This is a genomic window from Colwellia sp. C1TZA3 (assembly GCF_007954265.1).
GTDB lineage: Bacteria > Pseudomonadota > Gammaproteobacteria > Enterobacterales > Alteromonadaceae > Cognaticolwellia.
The window spans coordinates 28,612-51,899 of sequence record NZ_VOLS01000030.1; the positions used below are offsets into that span (position 1 = coordinate 28,612).

The window sequence follows — 23,288 nt, forward strand, 5'->3', positions numbered from 1 at the left end:
TGTTCGGTTAATCGTTAAAAAAACCTAAACCTTCCCGTTTAGGTTTTTTGTTTTATCGCGCTGAATTAATGGTGAACGAACTAAATCGATTAGTCAGTATTTGAGCTTAGTAGTTTAATTAATAACAGCGTTTTATCCAAACTGATATTGCCATCAATGATTAACTGATAACCTCTTTTCACTAAAAGCTGACAATTTTTGATTAATCTTAATAGCTGATTGCTTAATGAAATAGCGACCCAGGTTCTTATACCAATTACATTAAGTTATTGCTCACTTGTACTAGTTAAAATAGCTCAAGGCTGTGTTGCTCTCAATCCCAATAGCCAGCTATTGCTCAATCGAGCGCCTTACCTTGAGTTATTTTTCCTGCGCACAACAAGATCACAAGCTTAATGGAACTGGTATTATATCCACTATCTTCAAGGGTAGCTGGTATTAATATGTTACCTTTACCCTAAAAACTCAATCGCTGACGCCATTTGCTATACAAATATCAAACTTGGCTTACTAATACCATTAAGTTATTGCTCACTTGTACTAGTTAAAATAGCTCACATAAAAATCTGTACCTGTCATAATCTCACCCGCATAATTTAGCAACATAGTTCATAGCTCTACACAATTAAGCGGTAATGCTAAGCTAACTTTTGTTCTACCCATAACAACAGATGTTTTAAAATGGAGTACAGCAATATCACTAAAAAAAAATAATTGAGTAAATTCTTCAAAGTTTTCCATACCTTTTGCTGTCACTATCAGGACAAAGTCTGCTTCACCTGTAATGTAATAACACTGCTGGATATTATTATTGTTTTTTACTTTGTTTTTAAAATAATTGAAACAATCATTATAATTTCTATTGAGTTGTACAGATATAATAAAAGTCATTGATTGATTTACAGCGCTAGGCGATATTATCGCTACTTCCTGAGCAATAACTTTATTATCTCTTAAGCGCTTTAAGTGCCGCTGTATACTTGCCGTCGATAATCCCACTGCTTCAGAAAGCTGCTCAACAGACGTTTTTACATCTATTTGCAATAATTCTAAGATTTTTAGATCTTGCTTACTTAATTTCATCATTTAATACACTTTCGTCAGTATTGATATGATTCTATCAACATCGCTTAAAAAGCACGAATATAAACTCATTTTTTTTAAAATAAAGCCTGATGTGTACCACAAGTGCTAGCTAAACTATCTGTAGTTCGCTAAACCATTAAAAAAGGAATATCTCCATGCCTACAATACAAAGTTTGTCTCCTACAACGACTATAGATATAAAAAATTCACAAGCACTGATACAAGTATTAAACCCTGAAGATGGCAGTTTAGTCGGTACAGTTGTGAACAACTCTGTAAGTGAAGTTGACTCTATTATTGAGGCAGCAGTCATAGGAGCCCAGAAAGCTAAAAAACTTTCTTCAAATTTTCGCATGACTGTACTTAATGAAGTTGCTGATAATTTAAGTAATCAAAAAGAACTTTTCGCTCAAATGATTGCACGTGAAGGTATTAAAACTATTAATGAAGCCCGAAAAGAGGTTTCTCGGTGTGTAGAGACTATACGCATCAGCGCAGAGGAAGCTAGACGCTTAACCGGAGAGACTATTGCTTTTGATCAAGCCCCTGGCTCTGAACATAGGTTTGGCTATTATCGTAGAATACCGCTTGGTGTTGTTGCCGCTATTACTCCCTTTAATGATCCATTAAATTTAGTCGCTCATAAAATAGGTCCCGCGATAGCGGCAGGAAATTCAGTAATTCTGCTACCCCACCATGAAACGCCTCTGGTAGCAAAACTGCTGGTAGAACTCTTTAATAAAACAGATTTACCTCAAGGTATCTTAAATTTAGTTACCGGGTATGGAGTAAATATAGGCGATATGATCGTATCAGATCCTCGTATTAATATGGTTTCATTTACTGGCGGAAAAAGTGTAGGAGAAAGAATTTTAAGTCTCGCCGGTTTAAAGAAAATATCAATGGAACTTGGCAGTAATTGTCCAGCGATAGTCATGAATGATGCGAATGTTGAAATGGCAATGCAGGCCTGTGTAAGTGGAGCTTTCGGGGCCGCGGGCCAAAACTGTTTACACGTTCAAAGAATTTTTATTCAAGATGAACTATATGAACAGTTTGCCGCAGAATTTTGTCTTCGTGCAAGCCAGATTTCTATGGGAGATAAGCTATCTGAGTCTACACAGATGGGCCCAATGATTAATAATCACGCAGCGCTTAAACTTGAAGCCATGGTACAAGATGCGCTTGAAAAAAATTCGACATTACTGTGTGGTGGTAAAAGAGAGGGAAACTTTTTTCAACCTACTGTTTTTGAAAATGTAAGTAATGATTGCTTAATTGCCAAAGAAGAAGTGTTTGGACCTATTACTGTCTTGTATCGATTTTCTGATAAAGCAGAAGCAATAGCTCAAGCAAATGATGTCGAATTTGGCTTACAAGCTGGAATATTTACCAATGACCTTGAACTAGCTTTTGAACTTGCAGACTCGATGGATTGTGGTGGCGTAATGATAAACGACAGCAGTGATTATCGCATTGATGCAATGCCATTTGGCGGAGTTAAAGGCTCAGGTGTTGGTCGAGAAGGTGTGATGAATGCTGTTAAAGAAATGACAGACATAAAAACTTATTGTTTTAATTTACGAAAATAATATGGTCATAAAAGCATTCAACATTTTAAAGATATAACTTAGGAAGAAGATAATGAAAACATACAAATTAGCAATCATCGGTTTTGGCAATGTAGGTCAAGGCTTAACTAAAATTATTAGTGACAAAAAAAAACTATTAATAGAAAAGTTTGGTATCAATTTAAGCATCGTAGCTGTGTGTGACTTATATAAAGGCAGTATTTCTAACCCTAGTGGTTTGGATCCTGAAGTTTTATTATCTGATTTAGAAAAAAATGGCGATCTAAAAAGTACACTTGCTCCAATTACAGGTTGGAATGCGACTGAAACAATCGATAACAGTGGAGCTGATATTCTGGTAGAGCTTGCTTTTACCGATTTACGAACAGGTGAGCCCGCAGTAAGTCATATTAGACAAGCATTAAATAATGGTATGCATGTCTCTATGACTAATAAAGGCCCCGTTGCTTTACACTTTCCTGAACTTCGCCAGTTGGCATTAAGCAAAAATGTTCAAATTGGTATTGAAGGCACTGTAATGAGTGGAACTCCTTCCATAAATTTAGGTAGTGAGATGCTGTTAGCCGCAGGAATAACAAAAATTCAAGGGATCCTTAATGGTACAACAAATTATATATTAGGTGAGATGTCTTCAGGAGCTAAGTATGAAGATGCTCTTAAACAAGCTCAAGAACTTGGTTATGCTGAAGCAGATCCTACCGGCGATGTTGAAGGTTATGATGCTGCTGCAAAAGTTGTTATTTTAGGAAATCTTCTAATGGATTTATCGCTTACATTAGATGATATAGATCGTGAAGGCATTAGCCACATTACAAATGATGATATCGCTAACGCTACTGCTTTAAATAAGCATTGGAAATTAATTGGCTCCGTTGAAAAGCATAACGATGGATTCTTAGCATCAGTTAAACCTGAGATGGTATCGAGTGAACATCCATTAGCGTCGATTAAAGGCGCAACAAATGCTATTACTTATTCAACAGAGTTACTCGGTGATATTACCTTAATTGGTCCAGGTGCTGGTCGCTTGGAAACAGGGTACGCTGTTATTGAAGATATACTTTCAATACATAAAAACTCAGTCTAAAAAGTCAATAGTAGGTCAATATTGCTGACTTAATGATATTGACCTATTTTGGCTATTATCTTCTTGTCATTATGATAAATTGACTAAGCTACATCTAGTAGCTTAGTCAAGATGACCACTAATGTAGAGTTAATGAGTAATATTTTGTAAAGTGTTAAGCACTCCGTAGTGCTATAAGAGTAAAATAAATGACCCTGTAATAAATTGGTTTAACCGACCTCTTTACGGGTAAACACCCAGTCATTAGCTTTACTTAATTCACTGGAATATTGATAGCCTGCAACATCAAAGTCTTTTAGCTTTTCAAGATCAGTAATTTGGTGCTCAATAATATAACGCGCCATTAAGCCTCGAGCTTTTTTGGCAAAAAAACTGATGATTTTAAATTGACCATTTTTCCAATCTTTAAATGCTGGCGTTATCACCTCGGCTTTTAATACTTTTTTATTAACCGCTTTAAAGTATTCATTTGACGCTAAGTTAATTAACACATCATCGCCTTGGGCGGCAATAGCGGTATTTAAGTGCTCAGTGATAATATCGCCCCAAAATTGATATAAATTACTACCGCGATCATTATCTAATTTTTTACCCATTTCTAATCGATATGCTTGCATTAAATCGAGCGGTTTTAATAGGCCATACAAGCCTGATAATATCCGCATATGCTGCTGAGCGAAGCTGAAGTCATCTTCACTAAACGATTTAGCATCTAAACCAGTGTATACGTCACCATTAAAAGCTAACACCGCTTGTCGAGCATTTTCTGGCGTGAAAGGCGTTGCCCATTCACCGAAACGCGCCGCATTTAGGCCAGCTAGTTTATCGCTAATAGTCATTAATGAACTAATATCCGCAGGCGTTAATGTTTTACACTTTTTCATCAACACTTTACTATGTGCTAATAGTTCAGGTTGTGAATATCGCTCGGTAGCAACAGGGGATTCATAGTCTAAGTTCTTCGCCGGAGAAACAACAAGTAACATTATTTATCTACTCTATCTTAAAGTTTTTGCCACTATAACACAGGAAAAAACGAATATAATTATCTTCATGATGAATTGCTCACTGAACTGTTAGCGAACAAACAGATAATAAGGCGTTTTATCTAGATTATTTCATCATCACACTTGCTAAATTATGAAAATTTGATACAAATAGGAAAGAATAACAGTGAAACCTCACTATTTTTAATCAAAATGCTTGTAAATGTTGTAATATTTCACCAAAATTTACGCAATAAAACCACCTGATTACATTATTAACGTCAAGGGACATATTATGACCGATCAACTTTCTCAACTTTCTCAACTAAAAGCAATGACCACGGTTGTTGCTGATACGGGCGATATTGAAGCTATTGCTAAGTTTCAACCACAAGACGCTACCACCAATCCGTCTTTACTATTAAAGGCAGCTTCTTTAGCTAATTATCAGCAACTACTTGCTAGCGCTGTAACGTGGGCAAAAACTCAATCATCAAGTGCTGAACAGCAAGTCACTGATGCTGCTGATAAGTTTTCAGTCCTCATTGGCTTAGAAATTTTAAAGATAGTCCCAGGTAGAATTTCAACAGAAGTGGATGCGCGTTTATCTTTTGATACAGCAGCATCGATTGCTAAAGCCTATAAACTTATCGCTATGTACAACGAAGCTGGCATTAGTAATGATCGTATCTTAATCAAAATAGCTTCGACTTGGGAAGGCATTAAAGCAGCCGAGCAATTAGAAGCTGAAGGCATTAACTGCAATTTAACGTTGTTGTTTAACTTTGCTCAAGCACAGGCCTGTGCCGAAGCCAATATTTATCTGATTTCACCTTTTGTTGGTCGTATTTTAGATTGGTATAAAAAAGATACTGGCCGTAGTGACTACTCAGCCAGCGAAGATCCGGGCGTAGTGTCAGTAACGAGTATCTATAACTATTACAAAGCTAAAGGCCACAAAACTGTGGTGATGGGTGCGAGTTTCCGCAATATTGGTGAGATTCTTGAATTAGCCGGTTGTGATCGACTAACGATCAGCCCAAACTTAATGGACGAGTTAGCCAATTCAACAGCGACATTATCGCAAAAACTTTTCAGCGACCACGCAGCAGTAGCCAATGAACCTGCACTTAATGAAGTACAATTTAGATGGCAAATGAACCAAGATGCCATGGCAACAGAGAAGCTCGCAGAAGGCATTCGCAACTTTACCATTGACCAAGTTAAACTTGAGCAACAATTAAAGGCAATGCTTTAAATTTTTAAATTAGGAAGCTTGTGAAATCCATGAATTTGTAACAAAGATGCGAATAATGTTTCTTTTTTGTTAATAACTGTGATACTAAATACTACAGTTGTAGAAATAAGGAGCATACCATGGAAAATTTTCAACAAGTATTGGACTCTTTAGGCAAACGGCCTAAATCAAGTTCAAGTAATAATAAAAAAAGAAAGTGGCGTGAAATTGAACAACTGAAAGAAAAATTTCAACTGGAAAAAGAATTAAAGGCTTATGATTATTCTTTGGAAAACATGTTGAAAGAGTTTTAATTAAGCTTAGTATGGCTAATAGAAACGACTAAAAACCCGGATTGTACCGGGTTTTTTATTGGATTTTTATTGAAGGAAGTCAATGAAAAATAAAGCTGTAAGTTTAGGCGCTCTTAACAGCACAATTTTTTCTATATAAAAAACTGTCCACCACTGCCGTATTACCAAAACCTGACTAGCGTTAAAGCTTTAGTGGCAGATGAAATTGCCCATATCACTGATGAAACCGGTAACCATTGGCGCAAGACTTTTAATGTCTACGCTAAGTTGCTATTTGAATTATCACCAGAAAAGTTTACTTGCTAGCAAGACTTAAAAGACAAGCTGCTATTACAAGCGGAAAGTAATCATTGCTTACTTTTTTCAGCCCCTGATTTATTAAGCTCTGGTTTATTAAGCTCTGGTTTATTAAGCTCTAGTTTATTAAGCTCTAAGCCTAATCAAAACTACACCTATATTAGGCAAAGGCTACGCTGAGCAACTAGAATGGTGTAATAATTGCACTTGGCCAAGTCATGATTTCGCCATTAATCTTGAACTAGGCGTTACTATTTGTCCTTATACCAATCTCATTAATTATCTGATCATTTCACCTGATTAAAACAACCCACTACGGCGTTATTTATTTAATCATTATCGCTGCATGGATGCATGGGTGGGTGCATGGATGCAGCTTATTAGACAATGCAGGAGCCTATTGTCCTGAACAAGTAGTTATTCATTTTAACCATTAAAAATGAGTAGGTAATTAATCAACTTGGTATTATACCAATCCCATTAAGTTATTGCTCACTTGTACTAGTTAAAATAGCTCAAGGCTGTGTTGCTCTCACTCCCAATAGCCAGCTATTGCTCAATCGAGCGCCTTACCTTGAATTATTTTTCCTGCGCACAACAAGATCACAAACTTAATGGAACTGGTATTACTACCGTAAACAAAAAAACATACCGCTCGTCCTGAGCATAAAAAAGCCCTAAGGTATTTAACCTTAAGGCTTTTTTTATTAACTCTTAGTTGCTAAACAACCAGTGTTAACTCTCAGGAGTTTCAGGCTCTATATCTGAGTTTTGTTGCTCGACAACGATATGATCAACCCGTTGTAAACCTCTTGGCAATTTATTACCTCGACGGCCACGTTCACCTTTATAATGTTCAATGTCACTCGCTTTTAGCGTTAGCTTGCGCTTACCAGCATGTAAGGTGATGGCACTATCGGGTGGTAACACTTCAAGTAATGTTACATATTCATCACGTGCTTTAGCCCTCGCAGTAGGGATATTAATTATCTTATTACCCTTACCTTTACTCAGAATAGGTAAATCTTTGATTGGGAAAACCAGCATGCGCCCTTCCGAGGTAATTGAAAGCACTAATTCCATCTCTAAATTGCTAATCACTTTTGGTGTCATCACCTTCGCCGCTGCAGACAGACTTAATAATGCTTTACCATTTTTATTACGACTGACCATATCGGCAAAGCTAGCCACAAACCCATAACCAGCATCACTACTGAGTAAGTAACGACATTCATCTTCAGCCATTAGCACTTTTTCAAAACTTTCACCACTCACCAAGTTAAAACGTCCGGTTAGCGGTTCGCCTTGGCTGCGCGCTGAAGGTAGACTATGGGCATCAGTGGCATAAGCTCTACCCGCGGAGTCAAAAAATACCACAGGACGATTACTACGCCCTTTTGCTAAGCATAAGTATTCGTCACCTGACTTATAGCTTAATGCTTGTGCGTCAATGTCGTGACCTTTTGCACAACGTGCCCAGCCTTTTTGGGAGACCACAACGGTAACAGGCTCACTCGGCATAAGATCTTTTTCAGATAAAGCTTTTGCCTCCTGTCGCTCAACAATAACCGAGCGACGGTCATCACCGTATTTTTCAGCGGCTTCTAAAATTTCTTTCTTCATTAAAGTGTTCATGCGAACTTTAGAACTGAGTATTTTTTCAAGGTATTCACGTTCTATATTTAGCTCATCTTGCTCAGCACGAATTCTAACTTCTTCAAGCTTAGCGAGTTGGCGCAGTTTAATTTCTAATATTGATTCGGCTTGGCGTTCTGACAGCTCAAAGCGCGACATTAACTCAGCTTTTGGGTTGTCAAAGCCTCTTATGATCTCAATAATTTCATCAATATTAAGATAAGCGATTAATAGGCCATCTAAAAGATGCAAACGAGCTAATACTTTATCTAATCGATACTGCAAACGACGACGTACTGTTTCACGTCGATACTCTAACCACTCACTTAATATGGTTTTAATATCTTTAACGGCAGGTTTGTTGTTCAAACCAATCATGTTTAAGTTCACACGAAAGTTTTTTTCTAAATCAGTGGTGGCAAACAAGTGCTGCATCAGTTGTTCAATATCAACACGATTTGACCGGGGTACAATCACTAAACGAATAGGATTTTCATGATCTGATTCATCACGTAAATCAACCACCATTGGCAGCTTTTTGGCCTGCATTTGATTAGCAATTTGTTCTAATATTTTTCCGCCAGAAGCCTGATGTGGTAATGCAGTAATAACCACTTCACCATGCAACTGCTCATAAACCGCACGCATCTTAATACTGCCGCGACCAGTTTGATAAATTTTTTCAATATCTGCTTTAGGGGTGATAATTTCAGCATCAGTCGGATAGTCTGGCCCATGAATAATATCGAGTAGATCAGCTAATTCAGCTTTTGGTTGCTCAATTAAATGGATACAAGCATTCGCCACTTCTCTAGCATTATGCGGTGGAATATCCGTTGCCATGCCGACAGCAATGCCAGTAATACCGTTCAGTAAAATATGTGGTAGGCGCGCAGGTAAGGTTTTAGGCTCCTGCATGGTACCATCAAAATTAGGCGACCAATCAACCGTACCTTGGCCTAACTCTGCTAATAAAACTTCACTAAAGCGTGATAAACGCGCTTCGGTATAACGCATGGCGGCAAATGACTTTGGATCGTCAGGAGCGCCCCAGTTGCCTTGCCCATCAACTAATGGATAACGGTATGAAAAGGGTTGCGCCATTAATACCATAGCCTCGTAACAGGCAGAGTCACCATGGGGATGAAACTTACCTAGTACGTCACCGACAGTACGGGCAGATTTTTTATATTTTGCTGATGCGGACAGGCCCAATTCTGACATGGCATAAACGATACGACGTTGCACCGGTTTTAAGCCGTCGCCAATATGGGGTAAGGCACGATCCATGATGACATACATCGAGTAATTTAAATAAGCTTCTTCAGTGAATTGTCTTAGAGGGCGTTGTTCAACGCCGTCTAAACTAAAGTCGATTGCATCTGACATGAAAGTATTTTCCTAAAAAGCTCACTTAATGCCGAATTATTAAGCGTCACTTTTATTATTATTGATCTGGGGTAGCTTAGCTGATTATACCAGTGGAAAGAACACTTTTAGGCGATAAATATCGCTCGAAAGTGATTAATCTTGATTTTCTTTTCTTTCTATAGCATAGCTAAAAACTTGATTGCGACCCTTGGCCTTTGCTTGATACATAGCCAAATCAGCCGCATGTAACAAACTATCAAAATTTTCTCTAACATCAGCAATACTGACAATACCTATACTGACAGTAACTTCAATATTATTGTTTTGATTTTTGCTAACATTAGCTTGAATTTTCTCACGTATGTGTTCTGCAATAGCACGTGCCTGTTCGATATTGGCTTCGGGTAAAATAGCGGCAAACTCTTCTCCGCCAATACGTGCCAGAAAATCTCGAGAACGCATCGTTTCACTGGCCAACACGGCAACATGACAAATAATACTGTCGCCCACATCATAACCAAAGTTGTCGTTTATATCCTTTAAATTATCGATGTCTAAAACTAAAACACTAAGTGCTTTATCAGCAGTTAATGCTTGGGTCATAAAAGTAGCACCGTTATTAAAAAATGAACGACGATTAGGCAATAGCGTTAAACTATCGGTTTTTGCCAGTAACTTTAACGCTTGACGAATTTTAAATTGTCGTAAAAGTAATAAGAGAAACAGGCTTCCTACGGCAATAAAAATGGCAATGTTAAGATGCTGTTGACTACGTTCAGATTCAGCACGGGCAAGTGCAAAATGCTGTATTTGGCTATTTTGTGTCAGTAACTCGTTTTCTTCATGCTTTTTTTCAATCTGATATTTTTCATTTAAACCTTTAACACGGTATGCTTTTTGTTGTTTCAAATAGGCAAAATACTTTGTAATGTACTGTTTTTTACTATCAAAGGCTTTTTTATCTTCACCTTGACTTGCATAGATGTTTGCAAGGGTTAAATAAGCACCTGCAAATAAGGGTGTGTTGAGTTGATTTTTAGCCAGTAACGGTTCAAGTTTAAGCGCTTTATTAAGCCAATTAATAACTTTATATTCCTGCCCTGCAGTATCATCAATATTGGCACGTACAACATATAAGAGGTATTGTTCAGCGACATTAAATGTTAAAGACAACTCTTGTAAAGCCAAAAACTTAACTTGTGCTGCCACTTTGTCACGCAAACTCAAGGTGTTGAGTGATAATATTTTGTTATTGATCGCCAAAAAAACAGTGCTACTTTGCTGTTTAGCATAGAAGCTATCAAGCTGATTAAAGACCTCTTGCTGGCCAATAATTTCCTCAGCGTTCACAGCCGTACTGATAAAGATCATCAAAAAATATAAAGTCACGCCCTTAAGCAGCGAATATTTATTCATGGTAACTCACTGTATTACAACCAGACTGTTTGGCCTTTAGTAACTGCTCGTTGGCAATTTTTAACAAAGCTGAAAAGTTGGTATAATTATCTTGTTCAAATGTTGCGACACCAATACTTACCTTTAACAGCTTGATTTGCTGAGTTTGCCATTTTGCTTGTTCGATGTTTTCTTGTAGTCGCTGTGCCACTTCTAATGCTTCACTGCTTCCGGTGTTTGGCAATAAAGCAATGAATTCTTCACCGCCAAAGCGGCCAAAAACATCACTAGTTCGCATTAGGTTTTGACCTTGAATAGCAATTTCTTTTAACGCTTTGTCACCAATAATGTGACCGAACTGGTCATTAATTTTTTTGTATAAATCGATATCAATCATATAAACACTAAAGGCTTGTTGATTGTTTTGGGCGTTTATAAAGTACTCTTCACCTAGCTCAAGTAATCTACGTCGATTAACTACGCCGGTAAGACTATCGGTGCGAGTAACATGAATTAAATTTCTTTGCCCTTTGATAACACGATATAAGTACCAAGCTAATAGCAAAGTACACAGTGCTAATATGCCAACAAATGCCTTACGGTTATCTACGTCAAGTGTCATTTGTTGAAGTTGTAAGTCTTGTATACGCTGCTTTCTCTCTAAAATATTTTTATGTCGTTGAGCAGCTTCACTTTCATATTGCAATATTAACTCATCAATTTCAGTGGTTTCTTGTACCTGCTCACCTGCTATAAACTGGGTAAAATGTTCAGTTTGAATTTGATATGCTTGCTTATAATTGCCTAAGGCATAATGCAATTTAGCGCTTAAAAAAAGAATTTTCAGCTCACTAGTATCATAAATATTACTGGTTTTACGCTCAAGTAATATTTCAGCTTGCTCAAGGCTCGCTAATGCTTCTTGGTAACGCGCCATTTTTTCTAAAAAATAAGCTTTATCTATGGTGTATTTAAGTTTGAGTAAATGTTGCTCTACATCTTTAACATATTCACCTGCAAGTAGAATATATTGATAGGCTTTTTCCTGATCAGCATTATCTTTATTGCTCAGTGCCCACGCTAGACCTAAATAGACGCTATAGATAAATTCATGACTGGTATTAGGCTGAATTTCGCTTTCTAACACGTGATAAACACTAATAGCTTGCTCATAACGCTTTTGGTTAGTGTGGTTATTAGCCACATTCATCAAACTTTTGAGCGCATAGTTATGCTTACCCGCACTCTTAAAATACTGATACGATTGCTGAAAATAATCATTTGCTTGGCTTTTTTCACCTAAACGCTTATATAAAATACCCAACTCATTATTGATGTGGCCTAAAAGTGTATCCTCTGCAATGTCATTTGCCAGTTCCAACGCTTGATTAAGGGTAATTAATGACTGTTTATAATCTTTTTGTAAATATAATATTGCCCCAATATTCATCAGACCACGCGCGGTTAATTTCTGATTATTCATCGAGCGAGCAACGTCTAATCCGTTTTGATAAATTAAAAAAGCCCCTTCAAAATCACCGAGGCTTTCTATCGAAAAACCTTTGGTGTAAGCGAGCTCAGCAATAAATATACTAGGGTTATTCATTTGCTTAGCAAGTTTTAAGCCCTGCACTGACGATGCCTCACTTAAGCTGTATAACGCTTGGTCGGCGTAGGCCGCAGATTCAATACGATAGTAATTTACTTGATTGGTGATAGGTTGGGTGTTTAGCTCGGTTTTATGTGTATTTAATAAAACCAATGCAGCTTTTGGATCGCTGTTATTAAGCTGTTCTGCGCGTAATAAAACACTATTAAAATCGCTCTTAGTTAAAGACTGCAAAGCATTTGATTTACAAGATATTAACAAAAAAACAAAAAAAATCAGGGCACTATTTTGAAAGGTTAATTTTACAAAACTTCTTAACAAATCTGTGCTCCAACAATCCATGTGATAATATGAAATTAATAGTATAAAACGAATTTAGGTAAATGATAACTATTATTTTTTATACTAAAAAGCAATAACTTACCTATCATCAAGATTGTTTTTTTAATTATTTTTCAGTTACTTGCTACTACTTTACCACCATAAAAGTCAACAACAAGGCAACCATAATCAGCTGCACCCTATCATGCCCTTGCTTTGAGTTCGACGTTGCAACGCCTACCTAATGTCACAGCACATAAATAAAAGTCATCGTTCGCCTGCTAACTTAACGCAATAAAACCAACATAAACGCCTTTACCCGCTGGCACCAACATTTTATCAAAAAGTTGCTGTAACCAAAACTCAGGGTAATCCTTAGGCTATGCCACAGGGTGTTGATACTGGTGAACGAATTCGATGGCTAATATTAGCAACACGGGTTGGTAATATTAGCCATATAAATTATTAGTGGTCACTGACGCATAGCATCTATTGGGTAAAAGACACTACTCAATAATAAATTATTCTTACATAAGCTAGAAGGTACATATTCAATCTAAAAAACATATGGTGTTAAAGCGCTTTAATATTCATTAATATTCATTAATATTGTAAAATAATCCACTGATTTTTTTGATTCCATGCTGAAAACTTAATCCAATTCAACCAAGTCACCTTTAGATTGCAACCAAATTTTCCGATCACCGGCTCGTTTTTTAGAGAGCAACATGTCCATCAATTCCATAGTTTCACTATGATCATCAACCGTTAACTGCACTAAGCGGCGGGTGTTGGGGTCCATGGTGGTTTCACGTAATTGTAATGGATTCATTTCACCTAGACCTTTGAATCGCTGTACGTTGACTTTACCACGCTTTTTCTCTGCTTCAATTCGATCCAAAATACCGTCTTTTTCCGCTTCATCCAAAGCGTAAAATACTTCTTTACCGACATCAACGCGATACAGCGGTGGCATAGCCACATAGACATGCCCAGCTTGAACTAAAGGCAAAAAATGTTGTGTAAATAACGCACAAAGCAAAGTAGCGATATGTAGACCATCAGAGTCGGCATCGGCAAGTATACAAATTTTACCATAGCGCAGTCCTGATAAATCATCGTTATCAGGGTCAATACCTAAAGCCACCGAAATATTATGTACTTCTTCAGAGGCTAAGATTTGTCCAGAGTCAACTTCCCAGGTATTTAAGATTTTACCCCGTAGCGGCATGATGGCTTGAATTTCACGATCTCTGGCTTGTTTTGCACTACCGCCGGCTGAGTCACCCTCGACCAAAAATAGCTCTGTACGCAAAATATCTTGGCTACCACAGTCGGTTAACTTACCCGGTAAAGCTGGCCCTTGAGTGACTTTTTTACGTATGATTTTTTTGCCAGCACGTAAACGTCGTTGGGCATTAAAAATACAAAATTCAGCTAATGTTTCTGCAATGCTAGTATGCTCGTTTAACCATAAACTAAAAGCGTCTTTTACTACCCCAGTAATAAATGTTGCACATTGGCGTGAAGAGAGTCGCTCTTTAGTTTGTCCAGCAAATTGGGGGTCTTCCATCTTCACTGAGAGAATATAACAACACTTATCCCAAATATCATCTGGCGTTAACTTAACACCACGTGGCAGTAAGCTTCTAAATTCACAAAACTCACGCATTGACTCTAATAAGCCTTGGCGCATACCATTAACATGGGTACCGCCTTGCACAGTAGGAATTAAATTAACGTAGCTTTCGCCCACTGATTCACCGCCTTCTGGCAACCAGGTTATCGCCCATTCAGCGGCTTCGTGTTTTGAGGTGAAATTGCCAACAAAAGGCTCTTCTGGCAAGCTTGGGTAACCTTTAACTGACTCTTTTAGATAGTCGACTAAACCGTCTTCATAACACCATTGATATTTATTATCTTCATTTTTATCATGAAATTTTATGGTTAATCCGGGGCAAAGTACGGCTTTAGCTTTTAGCAAATGTACTAACCGGCGTGCTGAAAAATTGGCAGAATCAAAATAACTGGCGTCAGGCCAAAATTTCACCCGGGTGCCGGTATTACGACGACCAACAGTGCCAGTTTCTCTTAACTCTTCTACTTTGTAGCCACTTTCAAAAGCCATTTCATAGACTTTACCGTCACGCCTGACCGACACGTCTACACGGGTAGATAAAGCGTTGACAACAGAAATACCCACACCATGTAAACCACCAGAAAATTGATAATTTTTATTAGAAAATTTACCACCCGCATGGAGCTTACAAAAAATAAGTTCTACCCCTGACACACCTTCTTCTGGGTGAATATCAATTGGCATACCTCGACCGTCATCAATCACTTCTAATGATTGGTCTTTATCAAGAATGACAGTAATATTTTGTGCATGCCCGGCTAATGCTTCATCAACAGAGTTATCGATAACTTCCTGGCCTATATGGTTAGGACGAGTAGTATCGGTATACATGCCAGGACGATGGCGTACCGGGTCAAGGCCACTTAAGACTTCAATGGAGTCGGAATTATATTGTTCGCTCATTTATAGGTTCTGATCATTAGGCTGGTATAGAGGTAAGTTGAAAAATGACGCTATGTTAGGCAAGGTATTTTCATAATCAATAAAACTATGATCTCCCCCTTGCACTATTGCCAATTGGCACTGGCGGTATTTTTCAACAGCTTGTTGGTAATCTAACACTTCATCGCCGGTTTGTACCATGACCAAGTAATTATTATTAGAAATTCTTTCCTGTTCAAGCGCTTTTAATTCAACTATATGTTGCGCTTTAACTTGATAGCACTCGTCTGTATAAGGGTTTACTTGCTCACCGAGGTAACCTTTTATCAATTCGAATGGCTTAACAGCAGGGTTAATCAGCGCCGCTTTTGCTTGATATGTTTCAGCGAGATAGGTGGCAAAATATCCGCCTAAAGACGAGCCTATTAATAACCAAGTCGCCTGGGGTTCAAGGGTAATAATAGCCTCAAGTTGCGCTATAGCAGTATGGGGTGAAGAGGCTATTTGTGGGCAATGGAAGTTTATTTCTGGATGGTTTTTAGCGAAAAACTTTCGCGTGAGCTCGGCTTTCATGGACCGGGGTGAGGAGTTAAAACCATGAATGTACAATATATTAATCATAATAATTTGTTTCCTGTGATTAATTTAAACAAAATAGACCCTACTGGTGAGCTCGCCATTGCTAGCCAAGGTAAATATTCGATAACCAGGCGGTTGGCCATTTGACTTGGCGGTTTCTGCATTAATGTCAAATTGAATCGATGTTGCCGGACAACTATATAAACTCACCGTTCTATCTGGTAGTTTTATCGACAAACTCAATGCTTGGTGAATATGGCCACACGCTACGGCTTTTATCGAGGAATAGTCAGTTAAAAACTGTTGAAATTCTGCTGGGTTTGTTAAGCCATGCTGATCAATAAAATAACCAACATCAACCGGATGATGATGCATTAATAACAACTGAGCTTTGGTTGGGTCAATAGTGCCACCCGCCATAGCAAACTGTGCTTTGCTAATTTCACCAGCAGGCGTAGCACTTTTACTTTCCAACAATAACACTTGCCAATCATCATTTTCGATTATGTTGTCTTGGCAAAAAGGTCCGCCTGACAAATAGCGTGATAATAACAGCGGCTCGTCATGATTACCGGCAATATAATAAACCGGTGTGGTAATTTCACATGCTTCAAAGGCCCTGACAAAGAGCTGATAAGACTCTGGTGTGTGATCTTGTGTTAAATCACCGGTAAAAACAATGACATCGACTGACGGCTGCTTTTTGATCGCCAACAGCACATCTTTTAAATGCTGGTAAACATTAGCTTGGTGGTGCAAGCCATTGTAGTCAGCAAATAAATGACTATCACTAATTTGCGCTAAGGTGAGCTTTTTTGACCTTGAGCTATTGGACATAGTTTTATCTGACATTAAGCGTCTTCACTTTAGTTTCTTTAATATTAACTTAGGAGTTTTTCAGGATATTAATATTGATCTGCACTTGGCCTAATTGCAGACACAGCTGTAACCACTCTTTTAAGAAATAGTTAATTTGCTGTTTTTCATCAGGCAAATGCATTTTGTTATTGGGGTAATCATAACGCGGCTTAATTTGCTGTACATCTTGATTACTGATCACTTCAGCCATACGAGCGTCATGATATAAGCGGATCACCATTTTAGGGCGAAATAGCTCGGTTAAATTATAACCTTGAATATTTGCTTCTTGATTAATCGTCAGTAAAGTTGTGTATTTAGTGACTTCATCGACTCTCACTCGATAGCTCAAAAAATCAGAGATAAAAAAACAGCGTTGTTCGCCTACCTGCTCTTTATCAGCAAGTACGCGCAACAATAACATATAGTTAACCTCAAACAAGGTCATTAAAGTAGGTAAATGAGGACGATATTTTTTTACAACAACTGACATTTATTTCCAGCTAGCTTTGAGCTTATCAAGATTTAGAGCTAACCATTGTAACGCAATAATAGTGGCAGCATTAGCTATCTTTCCCTCTGCAAGTAACTTTTCAGCGTCTTGGCGTGTAACAACATGCACTAAAATATCCTCACCTTCGGTCTCCAAACCATGAACACCAGAAATATGTTCACTGTCAACACAGGCACAATAAAGGTGAATGCATTCACTCATACCACCTGAGCTTGAAAGGTAATCCAGCACTTTAATCACGTTTTCAGGCTCCACATCCAAGTTTGCCTCTTCTTTGGCTTCTCGAATCGCAACGTCTAATGCCACTTCGTTTGCTGAAAACATACCCGCGATGAGTTCTAGTTGCCAAGGCCCTGTTTTACTGCGTAATGCCCCTGGGCGAAATTGTTCAATTAACACCACACAATCGCTTATCGGATCATAGGGTAATAAGGCCACCGCATCACCGCGCTCAAAAACTTCCCGTGTTAATACCTTACTATAGCCACCAGCATGAAGTTTATGACGTAATTGGTACTCATCAAGCGCAAAAAATCCTTGGTATTTTCTCGATTTTTTAATCACCTCTACGTCTGTTAAATTAAAGCGTAATAAAGCGTCTCTGGTTATACTCATCGTTAGTTCTCTCTTAGGCTGTTAGGCAATTTTTCGATACCCTAGCATTTAACATTTTGTTACACTAGAATACTTTCCTAAACACTTATTTTATTTAGCTAATTATTTTTTCGCGATAAGATAGTCAGATTAGAAAAATAATAGCCAGTTCATTATTATAGGAACCTCTTCAAGATGAAAAAAACAATAACCGCATTATTTATTGGCCTTGCCTATGCTGCAAGTAGCTCTTTAGCTAATGCCGAAGATTTACTGTCAGTATACCAGCAAGCTCAAACTAGTGATCCGGTTGTTCTTCGAGCCCATGCGCAATATTTAGCAACAGAAGAAGGTATTGAGCAAGCGCGTGCTATTTTGTTGCCACAATTAAGTGCGTCTGCAAGCTATTCAGAAAGTGAAAGTGAGTTTATTCCTACCTCTGATACTGGACAGTCGTCAGGTCTATTACTGACTAATAAAAGTGATACGACTAGTTATGGTATTAACTTAGACATGGAGTTATATAATCATAGTACTTGGTTAAAACTTGATAATGCAAAGAAAGTTGCGCACCAAAGTGATGTCTCATACCAATTAGCTAAACAAAATTTAATTGTTCGTGTAACGCAAGCCTACTTTCAGGTGCTTAGTTCAAAAGATGATTTGGAATTTTCGATTGCTGAAAAAGCGGCCATTGAACGTCAGTTAGAGCAAACAAAACAAAGATTTTCTGTTGGTTTAACAGCGATTACCGATGTACATGAAGCTCAGGCTCAGTATGACAATGCCGTAACGGGTGAAATTAGATCAAAAAATCAAGTGTTTAATGCCGAAGAAGCATTACGTGTTATTACAAATGTTTATCCCCGTGATTTGAACATTTTAAATACCGAACGCTTTAGTACTTCTCGCCCATACCCAGATAGCGCAAACGAATGGCAGCAGACCGCAGAAGCGAAAAATTTAGAGCTTATCGCAGAAAGAATCAGTATTGATATTGCCAAAGAAAATATCAACATCGCGAAATCAGGACATTACCCAACCTTAAGCTTAAATGGCAGTTACGGTAGTCGCGAGCAAGATAATGAAGTAAATGGTCGCAACTTTAATAACCCAGCACTAGACAGCCACTCAATTGGGGTGTCTTTATATGTGCCTATTTATTCAGGCGGAGCAATATCAAGCAGCGTTCGTCAAGCGCAAAGTAATTATGTTGCCGCCAGCCAGAATATGGAACAAGCGCATCGTAACGTAGTACGTAACACCCGTAATGCCTACAATACTGTTATTACTGCTGTCTCAGCGATTAAGTCGTTAGAGCAAGCCGTGGTTAGTGCACAAAGTGCGTTAAAAGCAACTGAAGCAGGTTTTGAAGTAGGTACGCGTACCATTGTTGATGTCTTAAACAGTACAAGAAATTTATATGACGCCAAACGTAATTTATCGTCAACGCGATATAATTATATTCAAAATGTATTAGCATTAAAGCGTGCTGGCGGCACCATTACCGAGCAAGATTTAGCTGACATAAACCAAGGTTTAATCGCCGCTAAATAACCCCCTTAGCTTAAGACTTGAAAGTAAATAAATTAATATATTTGTTTGTCTTTAATAAAGTGCAATAAAAAAGCAGCAGTAATGCTGCTTTTTTATGTTCAGGACGAACAGTATGTTGTGTTCACATGGATGTGAAAGAACAACGATGTTCAGGACGAATAGTCAGTTTTTTGTTCCCGACAAAAGCTAAGTGCTTAGGTTCATGTAAGCAATGTCGTATTCGCATGGCCGTTCTTCGACATCTAGTCTTTTAGGCACTAGCACACCTTGGTAATTGCTCCTGCATTACGCTAATAACTGACATCTAGTACTTCAATATGAAAGAGTGACGATGTTAGCAGCACAATCAATGTGACTAATTTTCTTGTTTTATCGCATTAATAATTTTAGTGGTGGAAATACCATCTTCAAAATTAAGTACTTTCACTTCGCCACCCGCCGCAATAACTTCTTGACCGCCAGCAATATCTTCTACCTTATAATCGCCCCCTTTAACTAAGGTGTTGGGTAATATATTGGCGATTAAGCGCTGCGGGGTATCTTCACTAAAGGGTACTACCCAATCAACAGCGCCTAAACCGGCTAATACCGCCATTCGGCGATCGACTGGGTTAACAGGGCGACCTGGGCCTTTTAATCGGGTTACAGAAGCGTCATCATTTACCGCAACAATTAAACGACTGCCTAGCGTGTTTGCGGTGGTCAAATAAGAAACATGGCCGGCATGAAGAATATCAAAACAACCATTGGTCATTACAATGCTTTCACCACGTGCTTGCGCTAATTCAACAGCAATTTTTAACTGTTCTTCCGACATTACGCCGAAACCACTTTCTTGACCCGATAATAACTCGGCACTTAATTCAGCTTCGCTTACCGTCGAGGTGCCTAATTTACCGACAACAATACCCGCAGCAATATTAGCTAAAGCACTGGCTTGGGTTAACTCAGCTTTTGCCGCTATGGCAAGGGCAAGGGTGGCAATAACGGTATCTCCCGCGCCAGTAACGTCATAAACTTCTTTCGCTTGCGTAGGTAAATGAAATTCTTCTTGATCATGTCGTAACAAGGTCATGCCTTGTTCACTACGAGTGACTAACATGGCAGTTAAATCTAATGCTTTTAGCAGTGCTTGGCCTTTACTAACAATCTCTGCTTCACTTTTACAATGTCCAACTACCGCTTCAAATTCTGCTAAATTAGGCGTAATTAACGTCGCACCACGATAGCGTGAAAAGTCGGTGCCTTTTGGGTCAACCAACACCGGAATGTTTTGTGCTTTGGCCACTTCTATCAGCGCTTGAACTTCTGACAAAGTGCCTTTGTTATAATCCGACAATAGCAAAAGATCATGCTCGGCAACTAAGCTTTTGGTTTGTTCAATCAGCGGCTGTTTATCAAGTTCGGCAAATGATTCTTCAAAATCTAAGCGTAATAATTGTTGGTTACGACTTAAAATACGCAATTTAGTGATCGTTGGGTGAGCTTGCGAGTGAATAAATTGACAAGTTATATTCATTGCTGACAACTGAGTTTGCAATGTTGTCGACGCTTCATCTTGGCCAGTAATGCCCAGTAAGGTTACCTGACCATTTAGTGACGCAATATTCAAAGCGACGTTGGCTGCGCCTCCTGGGCGATCTTCGTCTTGCAGTATTTTAACAATCGGCACAGGTGCCTCGGGTGAAATACGTTGTGTTGGTCCAGACCAATAGCGATCTAACATGATATCACCAACGACTAAAACACGTGCTTTTTCAAAAGCAGGAATATCTACTTTCATCCTGTACCCTATAACAGATATAATAAGTAATATTGTATCACAAGCAATTCAATGAGTTGAAATCATCCCGTGAGTAAAAACAAAGTTTTACAACCAAATTTTAAAATATCCTACCTGTTACCTAAATATTGGCCAACTTGGATGGGGGTATTTATTCTTTACACCATTTCTTGGTTACCTTATCGGTTTCAGCTTTTTCTTGGTAAAATGATTGGTCGTTTGCTATACAAAATAGGTTCAAGCCGCAAAAAAGTTGCCTTACGAAATTTAGAGCTGTGCTTCCCTGAGATGCCGAACGCTGAACGCCAAATTATGCTAAAACGCAATTTTGAAAATACTGGTATTGCCTTATTAGAGACGGGGATGGGTTGGTGGTGGCCAAATTGGCGTGTAAAACGTCATACCAAAGTTATTGGCCTTGAGCATATTGAAGCAGCACAAAAGCAAGGTAAAGGTATACTGTTACTGACCATGCATTATCTTAGTGTTGAAATCAATTGCCGAGGCATTGGGTACGGTCATCCCATGGTAGTATTTTACCGACCTCATAATAATCAATTAATGGAATACTTTCAGTTTCGTGGTCGAGGCCGGTCAAATAAATATATGTTGGGCAAACGTGATGTCAGAGGCTTACTTCGGGCACTAAATGATGGTGAAGCCTGTATTTACTTACCTGATCAAGATTATGGTCGCAGTCGCAGTGTTTTTGTACCCTTTTTTGCGGTACCTGAAGCAGCATCAACCACAGGTACATTAATCTTTGCTCGGCAAAAAAATAGCCAAACACACATACTAATCCCTACTCGCAATGACGACGGCAGTGGTTACACGCTAGAGATAAAACCTATGCTGGAAAATTTTCCAACCGGTGATGACACCGCAGACGTATTAAGAGTAAATCAGGAGTTAGAGAAAGCAATCATGATGAAACCTGAGCAATATATGTGGTTACATCGCCGCTTTAAAACTCGCCCGAACGAAGATGATCCCTCATTGTATAAATAGCTAACATTAGCTATTGTGTGGATCAAAATATAAATTTAACTATAAGTAATTTATGAAATTTTGGTTACGAAACATTATTTTAGGCTTGATCCTAATTGCCTTGGCATCAGCATTATGGCTAAACCAAACGCCATTATTTTCAGACAACCAACAGCCAACTGAAGGAGTGGTTACCACAAAGGTCGACCTGAACAATCAAGAGCAAGAGCTAACTGAGCCAGTAGCACAAGAAGAAACTGTTGAAACTGAAGAAAATACCAATGCTGCTGCTGATGGACTTTCTCGCTATTACGCTAGCATACGCGGCGACATGACTGGAGATGGCCCTCAAATTCGTAATAATATTGTCTATTTACCAGAGCCAAAAGGTGATTTAGAAAAAATATTAACCGCACGAGGTTTAATCACTCGACCCTTACCTAAAAATTGGATTGGCGAAACTGATAACCATCCATTTCGCCTTGGTGAAACCTTATTTGGCAAATTATCAGAGTATGCTGAAGATAATAAGTTACAAGTTATTTGGTGGCTTAACCGTGACTTTGTCGTTAAAAATGCTTTTAGAATCAATAAAGATATCGTCACAACCTCTTATCAAGTTGGTAAAGCTATTGCAGGGCACTTTGAAAGTGGCCTTTCAATTTACTTTTGTTATCAACAACGTACCATTGTTGTAATCGAATACGGCACGGCTTACTTAAAGAAGGAATGCCTACTGTTACCAAGTCGACGTCACTAACCTGTAAAGCTAGGTTCATCGACTAATACCAATTTGATTGGCTATGTCCCAATTAACTGTGTCTGCGATAACAACAGACTGTTTTCATTGGGGTTATCACTTGATTCAATAAACCTATACCAACTTAGGTAATTATCGAGGTATTTCGTTGCTACGCCGTGAAACCGAGCTATCCAGCCGTGAAGTCTGCCGTGATAAGCGTTAA

Annotated in this window: 19 protein-coding genes and 1 pseudogene; 8 read left to right on the forward strand and 12 right to left on the reverse strand. The window is 38.4% G+C overall.

The features are described from left to right. Positions 1 to 609 precede the first annotated feature (609 nt). Positions 610 to 1,086: an Lrp/AsnC family transcriptional regulator gene (locus tag ESZ39_RS10350; protein WP_223270344.1), complete on the reverse strand. Its 477-nt coding sequence runs from the start codon at positions 1,084 to 1,086 to the stop codon at positions 610 to 612. A 155-nt stretch (positions 1,087 to 1,241) separates the two neighbouring features. Here ESZ39_RS10350 and ESZ39_RS10355 point away from each other — a divergent pair, with 155 nt between their 5' ends. Further along, positions 1,242 to 2,678, forward strand: a complete 1,437-nt coding sequence (locus tag ESZ39_RS10355; protein WP_146879836.1) for an aldehyde dehydrogenase family protein — start codon at positions 1,242 to 1,244, stop codon at positions 2,676 to 2,678. 52 nt (positions 2,679 to 2,730) lie between these two features. Then, positions 2,731 to 3,765: a homoserine dehydrogenase gene (locus tag ESZ39_RS10360; RefSeq protein WP_146879837.1), complete on the forward strand. Its 1,035-nt coding sequence runs from the start codon at positions 2,731 to 2,733 to the stop codon at positions 3,763 to 3,765. Between the two features lie 209 nt (positions 3,766 to 3,974). Here the strand turns inward: ESZ39_RS10360 and yaaA are convergent, their stop codons facing one another. Beyond that, positions 3,975 to 4,751: a peroxide stress protein YaaA gene (gene yaaA, locus ESZ39_RS10365; RefSeq protein ID WP_146879838.1), complete on the reverse strand. Its 777-nt coding sequence runs from the start codon at positions 4,749 to 4,751 to the stop codon at positions 3,975 to 3,977. A gap of 295 nt (positions 4,752 to 5,046) precedes the next feature. Between yaaA and tal the strand changes: the two genes are divergently transcribed. From tal to ESZ39_RS18370, 3 genes are all read left to right on the forward strand, one after another. Continuing rightward, positions 5,047 to 6,009, forward strand: a complete 963-nt coding sequence (tal, locus tag ESZ39_RS10370) for a transaldolase (RefSeq protein WP_146879839.1) — start codon at positions 5,047 to 5,049, stop codon at positions 6,007 to 6,009. A 119-nt stretch (positions 6,010 to 6,128) separates the two neighbouring features. Next, the gene (locus tag ESZ39_RS10375; protein WP_146879840.1) at positions 6,129 to 6,302 is read left to right on the forward strand and encodes a DUF3545 family protein; all 174 of its coding nucleotides are present in this window, start codon (positions 6,129 to 6,131) and stop codon (positions 6,300 to 6,302) included. Positions 6,303 to 6,437: 135 nt separating this feature from the next. After that, positions 6,438 to 6,608: a DUF6942 family protein gene (locus ESZ39_RS18370; protein WP_411266875.1), complete on the forward strand. Its 171-nt coding sequence runs from the start codon at positions 6,438 to 6,440 to the stop codon at positions 6,606 to 6,608. Between the two features lie 726 nt (positions 6,609 to 7,334). On the opposite strand, the gene parC is transcribed toward ESZ39_RS18370, so the two are convergent. From parC to ESZ39_RS10415, 8 genes are all read right to left on the reverse strand, one after another. Then, entirely contained in the window at positions 7,335 to 9,623 is a 2,289-nt protein-coding gene (gene parC, locus ESZ39_RS10380; RefSeq protein WP_146879841.1) for a DNA topoisomerase IV subunit A, read from the reverse strand. Between the two features lie 135 nt (positions 9,624 to 9,758). Beyond that, positions 9,759 to 11,021, reverse strand: coding sequence for a GGDEF domain-containing protein (locus ESZ39_RS10385; RefSeq protein WP_146879842.1), 1,263 nt, complete (start codon positions 11,019 to 11,021; stop codon positions 9,759 to 9,761). Continuing rightward, positions 11,014 to 12,930: a diguanylate cyclase gene (locus tag ESZ39_RS10390; protein WP_191321756.1), complete on the reverse strand. Its 1,917-nt coding sequence runs from the start codon at positions 12,928 to 12,930 to the stop codon at positions 11,014 to 11,016. The genes ESZ39_RS10385 and ESZ39_RS10390 overlap by 8 nt, the downstream gene beginning before the upstream one ends. Before the next feature lie 652 nt (positions 12,931 to 13,582). After that, a complete protein-coding gene (gene parE / locus ESZ39_RS10395) occupies positions 13,583 to 15,472 on the reverse strand; it encodes a DNA topoisomerase IV subunit B (RefSeq protein WP_146879844.1) in 1,890 nt (629 codons plus the stop codon). Further along, positions 15,473 to 16,072 carry a YqiA/YcfP family alpha/beta fold hydrolase gene (locus tag ESZ39_RS10400; protein WP_146879845.1) on the reverse strand — a complete coding sequence of 200 codons (600 nt, stop codon included), beginning with the start codon at positions 16,070 to 16,072 and terminating at the stop codon, positions 15,473 to 15,475. 24 nt (positions 16,073 to 16,096) lie between these two features. Continuing rightward, positions 16,097 to 16,882 (reverse strand): metallophosphoesterase, encoded by a 786-nt coding sequence (locus ESZ39_RS10405; RefSeq protein ID WP_223270345.1) that lies wholly within the window; start codon positions 16,880 to 16,882, stop codon positions 16,097 to 16,099. 34 nt (positions 16,883 to 16,916) lie between these two features. Beyond that, the gene (locus tag ESZ39_RS10410; protein WP_146879846.1) at positions 16,917 to 17,381 is read right to left on the reverse strand and encodes a DUF1249 domain-containing protein; all 465 of its coding nucleotides are present in this window, start codon (positions 17,379 to 17,381) and stop codon (positions 16,917 to 16,919) included. Beyond that, positions 17,382 to 18,017 (reverse strand): NUDIX domain-containing protein, encoded by a 636-nt coding sequence (locus ESZ39_RS10415; RefSeq protein WP_146879847.1) that lies wholly within the window; start codon positions 18,015 to 18,017, stop codon positions 17,382 to 17,384. It lies immediately after the preceding gene. Between the two features lie 174 nt (positions 18,018 to 18,191). Here ESZ39_RS10415 and tolC point away from each other — a divergent pair, with 174 nt between their 5' ends. Further along, positions 18,192 to 19,553 carry an outer membrane channel protein TolC gene (tolC, locus tag ESZ39_RS10420; RefSeq protein WP_146879848.1) on the forward strand — a complete coding sequence of 454 codons (1,362 nt, stop codon included), beginning with the start codon at positions 18,192 to 18,194 and terminating at the stop codon, positions 19,551 to 19,553. Between the two features lie 355 nt (positions 19,554 to 19,908). Here the strand turns inward: tolC and hldE are convergent, their stop codons facing one another. Further along, positions 19,909 to 21,336 (reverse strand): bifunctional D-glycero-beta-D-manno-heptose-7-phosphate kinase/D-glycero-beta-D-manno-heptose 1-phosphate adenylyltransferase HldE, encoded by a 1,428-nt coding sequence (gene hldE / locus ESZ39_RS10425; RefSeq protein WP_146879849.1) that lies wholly within the window; start codon positions 21,334 to 21,336, stop codon positions 19,909 to 19,911. Between the two features lie 69 nt (positions 21,337 to 21,405). Between hldE and lpxL the strand changes: the two genes are divergently transcribed. Together lpxL and ESZ39_RS10435 are read left to right on the forward strand one after the other, a co-directional pair. Continuing rightward, positions 21,406 to 22,344: an LpxL/LpxP family Kdo(2)-lipid IV(A) lauroyl/palmitoleoyl acyltransferase gene (lpxL, locus tag ESZ39_RS10430; RefSeq protein ID WP_146879850.1), complete on the forward strand. Its 939-nt coding sequence runs from the start codon at positions 21,406 to 21,408 to the stop codon at positions 22,342 to 22,344. Positions 22,345 to 22,396: 52 nt separating this feature from the next. Further along, positions 22,397 to 23,083 carry a TcpQ domain-containing protein gene (locus tag ESZ39_RS10435; protein WP_146879851.1) on the forward strand — a complete coding sequence of 229 codons (687 nt, stop codon included), beginning with the start codon at positions 22,397 to 22,399 and terminating at the stop codon, positions 23,081 to 23,083. 41 nt (positions 23,084 to 23,124) lie between these two features. On the opposite strand, the pseudogene ESZ39_RS10440 reads toward ESZ39_RS10435, so the two are convergent. Continuing rightward, positions 23,125 to 23,288, reverse strand: a pseudogene (locus ESZ39_RS10440) (IS1595 family transposase); the annotation flags it as partial.